Origin of the sequence: Micromonospora sp. LOL_021 (genome assembly GCF_048060215.1) — a bacterium.
Taxonomy (GTDB): Bacteria; Actinomycetota; Actinomycetes; order Mycobacteriales; family Micromonosporaceae; genus Micromonospora_E.
On sequence record NZ_JBHMIN010000040.1, the window covers coordinates 50,086 to 57,551 of the forward strand.

The following is a 7,466-nucleotide window of genomic DNA, read 5'->3' on the forward strand; positions in this document are numbered from 1 at the left end:
CCGGGCACCGCCGGTCAAAGCGCGACGACGACGCCCTTGCGCTCGCAGTACGAATGCAGGGCGTCGTCGCCCAGGTCCCGGCCCAGACCGGAGTCCCCGACTCCGCCGAAGGACAGCGCCGGGTCGAAGATGTTGTACGTGTTAACCCAGACCGTGCCGACCCGCAGCGCGGCGGCCATCCGGTGGGCCCGGGACAGGTCCCGGGTCCACACCCCGGCGGCCAGCCCGTACGACGTGTCGTTGCCGATCTCGACCGCCTCGTCCTCGTCGTCGAAGGCGATCACCCCGGTAACCGGACCGAAGATCTCCTCCCGGGCGATCACCATGTCGTTGCGTACCCCGGTGAACAGGGTCGGCTCGACGAAGTAGCCCGGCCGGTCCGGCACCCCGCCGCCGACCGCGACCGTGGCGCCCTCCCGGATGCCGGTCTCGATGTACGACAGCACCTGCTGGCGCTGCTCCTCGGAGACCAACGGACCGACGGTCACCCCGCCGTCCAGTCCGTTGCCCAGCGGCACCCGGCGGGTCGCCGCGGCCAGCCGCTCGGTCATCTCGTCCAGGATCGACCGCTGCACCAGCAACCGGCTGCCGGCGGTGCACATCTGCCCGGAATGGCCGAACGACGCCCGCATCGCGGTCAGCACTGCGGCGTCCAGGTCGGCGTCGGCGAAGACGATGTTCGGGCTCTTGCCACCCAGTTCCAACGTGAGCCGCTTCGTCGTCGCCGCCGCACCGGCCATCACCAGCCGGCCCACCTCGGTGGAGCCGGTGAACGACACCTTCGCCACCTGGGGGTGGGCGACCAGCGCCGCGCCGACCTCGCCGTCGCCGGTGAGCACGTTGAACACCCCCGGTGGTACGCCGGCCTCGGCGGCCAGCGCGGCCACCCGCAACATGGTCAGCGGGGTCTGCTCGGCCGGCTTGACCACCACCGGGCAGCCGGCGGCCAACGCCGGGGCGATCTTGAAGCAGCCGGTCATGATCGGAAAGTTCCACGGCAGGATCAGCGCCGCGACGCCGGCCGGTTCCAGCACCGTGTAGACGTGGTGGCTACCGCCGTCGATCGGCACCACGGTGCCGGTCAGCCGGCTGGTCGCCCCGGCGAAGTGCCGGAAGGCCCGGGCGGCGGCGCCGGTGTCGGCTCGGGAGCGTTCGATCGGCTTGCCGTTGTCCCGGGTCTCCAGCACCGCCAACTCCTCGAGGTGCGCCTCGATCAGGTCGGCGAGCCGGTGCAGCACCCGGGTGCGCTCCAGCGGGGCCAGTCCGCTCCACCGCCGGTCGGCGTAGGCCCGGGTGGCGGCGGCCACCGCCGCGTCCACGTCGTCGGCGGTGGCCTGGGCGACCCGGCTGATCACCGCACCGGTGGACGGGTCACGCACCTCGATCAGCGCGCGCCCGCCCGGGGCGATCCACTCGCCGTCGACGTGGAACGGCTCCAGGTCGGCCAGTGAGGCGACAGACGACGTCATCGGGCAGCTCCCTCAGATCAGGTCGAAGTACTCGCGCTGCTCCCAGTCGGAGACGTGCGCGAGGTAGCGGGCGAACTCGCGGCGCTTGAGCGTCGCGTACCAGGAGATCACCGGGGCGCCGAGCGCGGCGGTGAACGCCGGATCGGCCTCCAGCGCGGTCAGCGCCTCGGCGAGCGAGGCCGGCAGCCGGGGCGCGTCGGCGGCGTACGGGTCCTGCACCGCCGGCGGCGGTGCGAGCCGCCGGTCGATCCCGTCCAGGCCGCTGACCAGCTGTGACGCGATGTAGAGGTACGGGTTGGCGGCCGGCTCGCCGCACCGGTTCTCCAGCCGTACGCCGGTGTCGGAGCCGGCACCGACGGCTCGGACCATGGCCCCTTTGTTGTCGACCCCCCAGGCCACCCGGTCCGGGGCGAGCGAGAACGGCAGGTAACGCTTGTAGCCGTTGACCGTCGGGGTGGCGAACGCGGCCGCCGCACCGGCGTGCTCCAGCAGACCGGCGAGGTAGTGCCCGGCGACCGAGGAGAGCGCCTCCCCCGGCGTGACCGGGTCGAACGCCGCCGCGCCGGTGGCCAGCTCACGCAGCGACTGGTGCAGGTGCCAGCCGGTGGACGCGGTCTGGGCACCGGCCGGACGGGACATGAACGTGGCATGGTAGCCGTGCCGGCGGCAGAGCTGGCGGATCGCCGAGCGGGCCAGCAGCACCTGGTCGGCGGCGACCGCCGCGTCCCCGGCGGTCATGGTGATCTCGAACTGGCTCGGCCCGAACTCCAGCTCCAGGGAACGCAGCGGCAGGTCGAGCCGGGTCAGCCCGTGGTGCAGCAGTTGGACCACCTCGTCGGCGCGGTCCAGCCCGTCCTCGTGCAGCAGTTGCGCGCCCCGGCTCAGCGGCCGGGTGCCGCTGGGCTGACCGGGCGCACCCGGCCGACCCACCTGGTCGTCGTCGAAGCCGCCGTCGGTGGGACCGTCGGCGGCGAAGACGTGGAACTCCAGCTCGGCGCCGACGGTCAACGCGTACCCGGCGGCGGCCAGCCGGTCGAGCTGCCCGCGCAGCAGGCCACGGGTGCAGAACGGCACCGCGGCACCGTCGGGGAACCGCAGGTCGCACAGCACCCAGCCGGTCCGTGGCGCCCACGGCAGCACCCGGAACGTGGTCGGGTCGGGCACCAGCACGATGTCCCCGGCACCGGCGAACCCGCTCACCCCGACGCCGGTGTCGGCGGCGAAGACCGGAAAGACCGACGCGCCGGACGGGTCCTTGAGCAGCAGCGACGACGGCGCGGTCACGCCGGACCGCAGTGCCGTGGCAGCCGCTTCGCGGGTCAACGTCTTGCCGCGCAGCACGCCGTGCTGGTCGGCGAAGGTGAACCGGATCAGCTCGATCCCGAGCTCGTCGACGACCCGGCGCAGCTGGCCGGCGGCGGCGTACTGGGCGTCGGTCCACAGTTGATGACGGTCGATGAAGCCGCCCCGGTCGGCGGCGAGCATCGGCACGGCGCGGCGGCCGTCCCCACCGTCGGCGACGGGCCGTTCGTCGAGGCTACGCATCGCCGGCCGCCGACCGCGCCGGGGCGCCGGCCCACGGTGAGCCGGCCCGCCGCTGCGCCTCGCGTTCGCGCCAGGTCTGCTCCCAGCCGTCGGTCGGGGCCACGGTGTCGACGGCGAGCGGACCGGTCAGCTCGGCAGCTGCGGCCTCGTCGGCCGGGCGGGCCGGGACCGGGCTGCCGGCCTCAAAGGCGTCAATGGCGCGCAGCAGCAGCCGGCGGTTCGCGGTGACCGCCCGGTCGGAGACGCCGAGGCGCTCCACGGTGCGGTCCTGGATCGGGCCCATGCTCTCCACTGCCCACTGGTCGTGGACGTTGATGTCCAGGCCCATCCCGGTGTAGGTCAGGTCCCGCTGCTCGGCCGGGTCGAAGCCCCAGTTGTTGGCCCGGTTGCGCAGCGGCCGGTAGTCCGGCAGGGAGACCTCGTCGAGCCGCTGGGCGAGCAGGGTCTGCTTGTCGGTCGGCTCGGCGAAGTCGTAGAAGATCATGTACCAGTAGTGGTGGTAGTCGTCGATCGGCACGTGCCACTGGCAGAAGACCTTGTCGTTGCCGAACGGGACCACGAACGCGTTGGGGAAGACCAGGTTCGTGATGCGTACGTGGCGGATCTCGTCGGTGAGCTGGCGCAGCGCGTACACCCGCAGGCCGTGCTCGGCCTGCTCAACCTCGATGTCCGGCCGGTAGGCGTCGCCGACCAGCTTGGACAGCTTCTGCCCGGTGCCGGCGACCTCCTCGCTGAACTGCTGGCCGTAGACGTCGCGCGGATCCTCGTCGATGAACCGGTGCAGGAACGAGACGTGGCTGGGGTCGATGCCGCCCTCGACGCCCTGCAGCCAGTTGCACTCCCACAGTCCTTTGAAGGCGAAGGTGTACTCGTCGGGGGCCTGGAAGCAGTCATAGTGCGGCATCGGCGGCGGGTCGCCCTCGCCGAGGTAGGCGAAGATGATCCCGTTGCGCTCGACGCACGGGTAGCTGGGGATGCGCACCTTGCTGGCGAAGGTGCTGTGCGGCGGCTCGGCCGGCTGCTCCAGGCAGCGCCCGTCCGGCCCGTACAGCCAGCCGTGGTAGAGGCAGCGCAGCCCGCCGTCCTCGTGCCGGCCGTACGCCAGGTCGACGCCCCGGTGCGCACAGAACCGCCCGACCAGCGCCCAGCCACCGTCGGCCTGCTGGAACAGCACCAGGTCCTCGCCGAGCAACCGGACGGGTTTGACCGGCCGCTGCGGGTCCAGCTCCGACACCAGCGCCGCCGGTTGCCAGTACGCGCGCATCAGCCGACCGAGCGGCGTGCCCGGCCCGGAGCGGGTGATCAGCTCGTTCTCCTCGCGCCGCAGCATGGCACCCCTCCCAGCTAGGCATCCGATCCAGCGTGCATTGGATCCAATCCTGGCACAGATGTCGGCAGAGCGATAGATGCAGCATCCCCCTGTTTCCGCCGATGATCAGCGCTCCGCCCCGTCGTACCGCGACGTCACTCACGCCGGCGGCGACCGCCGCTCCGGCGCGCTGGACACCCGACGCCTCGGCCAGCATCCCGGCATCGAGCGCAGTACCCCACGCACGACAGCGCACTGCGTGCTGCGGCGGAGTTCCTCACCGAAAGAAGCTTGGTGACAGTTGTCGGAGAGTGTCCTGGGTAGCCGGATGACTGACGCCGAGCGCTCGCGACTGGTCGTCAAGGAGCCGTTCCAACTCCTTTTTGGCTGCCCGGCGCTTACCCTGTCCCCGCAGCGCGAGAGCAAGCCAGTAGCGTGGCCGGACGTCCAGGGTCTCTGGGTGCTCCAGGTTAAGCATCCGGGTACGGGCTGCGATGAGCTCGCGGAGCAGGAACTCCGCATCGGCGTATCGCCCATGCAGCACGAACGCTTCAGCCAGTGAATGGCGCGCGTCCCATGTCTCGACGTGACCTTCACCCAGTACTCGCGCACGCACCTCGATGACGTGGTGGTACGCGGCCTCGGCCTCCGCCAACCGAGCCTGGCTGGCGATCGCCCACGCGAGACAGCAGAGCGTATGCAGCGTATCGGGATGCTCGTCACCGAGAACCCGGATGCGAACCTCGCGGACGGCACGCAACTCGGCTTCTGCGGCCGGCCAGTCACCCAGCTTGCCGCGTGCCCAGGCGAGCTTGTGCCGGGTATCGAGAGTATCCGGGTGGTCGACCCCCAGTGTTCGATTTCGAGCAATCAACACCGGTCTCAACTCCTCGGCCGCTTCGTCCCACCGCCCATTCCTACCGATGGCCCAGGCACGTTCATGGCGCAACCGCAGACAGGCCTCATCGTCCGCACTCAGCCGGGCCGCAAAGGAGAGTGCCTCGTCCGCGAGTTTTTCACCCTTTGTTTCGTGACCGCTCCAGACGAGGAAGGCAGCAACATGTGCGGCGGCCTCTAATAGCCGCCTCAGGTACTCATCGTCAAGATGCCGCGCTGTGGTTGCAAGTAACTCCCGCACGTGCGGAGCCAATTGCTCGAACCACGACCATTCCCGGTTGTCATCAAACCGCAGAGAATTAACCCCGGAATGAATCAAGTTCACTGCGGTTCGCCGAATCTCGTCAGTCCCGGATCCCGGCGATTCCTGGCCGACCTCGTCGAGAAGCGTACGGTTCGTCTCTGCGACGACCGGGTGCACCACCAGCGCCTGACTCGACTCCGGATCACCGCCGACACCTGTTGAACACTCGTCTACAAGGCAGAGCTCAGCGAGCCCTCGGAGCGTCTGGCTCACCTCGACGGCATTCACTTCAGCGACGCGCATCGGCCTGCCGACCCGCAGAGACTCGATCGGCCGCAGCCGGAGCAGGTCAACTGGTATCGGCACTCCAGCTGCATACCGGGACAGAAGCCGCAACATGTCCCGAGCCTGCGGCACGCCCTCATCGGTCAGCAGATCCAGTGACAACTCCCAGGTCCGCGCTACGACCACCCGTTCGTAATCACCGTAAAGCTTGTCCCGGTCGAGTGCACCCACGGCACCCGTCCTGTCAAGTTCTCGGGTGAAGGCCTTGAAAGATTGCCATCGGGCGAACCTGGAACTGATGTTCGCGCCAGCCAGGCGCAAGGCCAGCGGCAGGTGCCCGAGCCTGTCGGCCAGCAGGTCAGCGTCTTCCCTCGAACCCGCATCAGGTGCCGCGTCGATCAGCACGTCAACCGCGTCGGATGCAGTCAACAGATCGATCTGCCGCACATCTACGATTCGGCCCCATCGGCGCCGACTGCGACATCTGCTGGTTACCAGCACCAACCCTCTCTTGCTGGATCGCAACCACCCCGGCTCATCGGCAACGCCGCCTAATAGCAGGCACGGGTCGTCGACATTGTCGAACACGAGCAGCCAACCCGGATCAGCCCGTTCCAGAAGATCCCATAGCCGATCCTTTGCAGCCCCTGTGCCGGCTCGAATCGCCGCCACGTCAACATCGTTCGCCCCGAGAACCCGGGCCAGGCTGACTAATCCATCGCTGAGGCTCCGTGCATCATGTGCCCGCACCCACCATGCCGAATTATTGCGTTGGTTCTCAGTCGCCCACCGGAACGTTTCCAGCGCGACTGTCGATTTACCCACACCCCCTGGTCCGGCCAGGACCTGCACCCGACCCGGCGGCCGCCGTAGCCAACTACGCAACGACCGCAGCACTTCGCTACGGCCGCGCACCCTGACAGGCAAACTGCCGATCGGTGCCGCCAGCGAGGCACCCGGCGACGCGGCCCAGTCCGGTCCGGGCTCGACGAGCTCTCTAGCCGACGATCGCGTCCGTTTCCGAATCAGCGAGGTCACCAGAATCCCGACCGGGACGACGCCGATGGCTGCGGAGATCCATGATACGCGTTCGAGGAACGGATCTACGTCCACCAGTTTCCCATCGAGAGTCGTCGACTACCATCGTGCGACCACTATGCCAGCCCATCGCAACACCGCTGGTTACGTCACTGCCTCCGGATGGTGCGCCGTCACAGCGCCAGAACTTCGTCCACCTCGGCGGCGAAAAGTTGCGCCGGGTCAATGCCCATCCCGTCGAAGTGGCCGGCGAGTTCCAGCGAGAGCACCCCGTGTAGCCGGGTCCAGAACGCCAATGCTCGCCGCATCGCAGCTGGTGGAGCCGGATGCTCGCCGGCCCACTGCCGATGGTCGGCCAGATGGGCCTCCAGCGGAGTCGCCATACCGTCGGACGGGACCGCGGCGCTGGCATCGAGCAGGACCGCCATGATCTCGGCGGCGATCCCGGTGATTTCATCGGGTGCGTGGTACCCCGGCACCGGGGTGCCGTACATCAGCAGTTGACATCCTCTCCGCCTTGAAGAACGGAGATTCCCTCCACGCTGCGCGTGGAACACGCGGCGTCCGGGTGGGTTACCGCTTCACTGCGCGCCGCCGGGACAAGTCCCGGTCTTACGTGCGCTCGACGGTCGTTGAAGTCCGCCTGTCCGGCGGCCTTGATGTTGATGGCGGCGTTGAT

Annotated in this window: 5 protein-coding genes and 1 pseudogene; all 6 read right to left on the reverse strand. The window is 69.2% G+C overall.

Going from position 1 to position 7,466, the window contains the following annotated elements; all coding sequences use genetic code 11:
* Positions 1-14: 14 nt before the first annotated feature.
* A complete protein-coding gene (locus tag ACFHWT_RS22815; protein WP_416596699.1) occupies positions 15-1,469 on the reverse strand; it encodes an aldehyde dehydrogenase family protein in 1,455 nt (484 codons plus the stop codon).
* A 12-nt stretch (positions 1,470-1,481) separates the two neighbouring features.
* Positions 1,482-3,014: a glutamine synthetase family protein gene (locus tag ACFHWT_RS22820; RefSeq protein ID WP_416596700.1), complete on the reverse strand. Its 1,533-nt coding sequence runs from the start codon at positions 3,012-3,014 to the stop codon at positions 1,482-1,484.
* The gene (locus tag ACFHWT_RS22825) at positions 3,007-4,344 is read right to left on the reverse strand and encodes a Rieske 2Fe-2S domain-containing protein (protein ID WP_416596701.1); all 1,338 of its coding nucleotides are present in this window, start codon (positions 4,342-4,344) and stop codon (positions 3,007-3,009) included. The genes ACFHWT_RS22820 and ACFHWT_RS22825 overlap by 8 nt, the downstream gene beginning before the upstream one ends.
* Before the next feature lie 256 nt (positions 4,345-4,600).
* Positions 4,601-6,862, reverse strand: coding sequence for a tetratricopeptide repeat protein (locus ACFHWT_RS22830; protein ID WP_416596702.1), 2,262 nt, complete (start codon positions 6,860-6,862; stop codon positions 4,601-4,603).
* A gap of 98 nt (positions 6,863-6,960) precedes the next feature.
* On the reverse strand, positions 6,961-7,281 hold the full coding sequence (locus ACFHWT_RS22835; RefSeq protein WP_416596703.1) for a TetR-like C-terminal domain-containing protein: 321 nt from the start codon (positions 7,279-7,281) through the stop codon (positions 6,961-6,963).
* A pseudogene (locus tag ACFHWT_RS22840) lies at positions 7,281-7,466 on the reverse strand (RNA-guided endonuclease TnpB family protein); the annotation flags it as partial. The pseudogene ACFHWT_RS22840 and the gene ACFHWT_RS22835, both read right to left, overlap by 1 nt.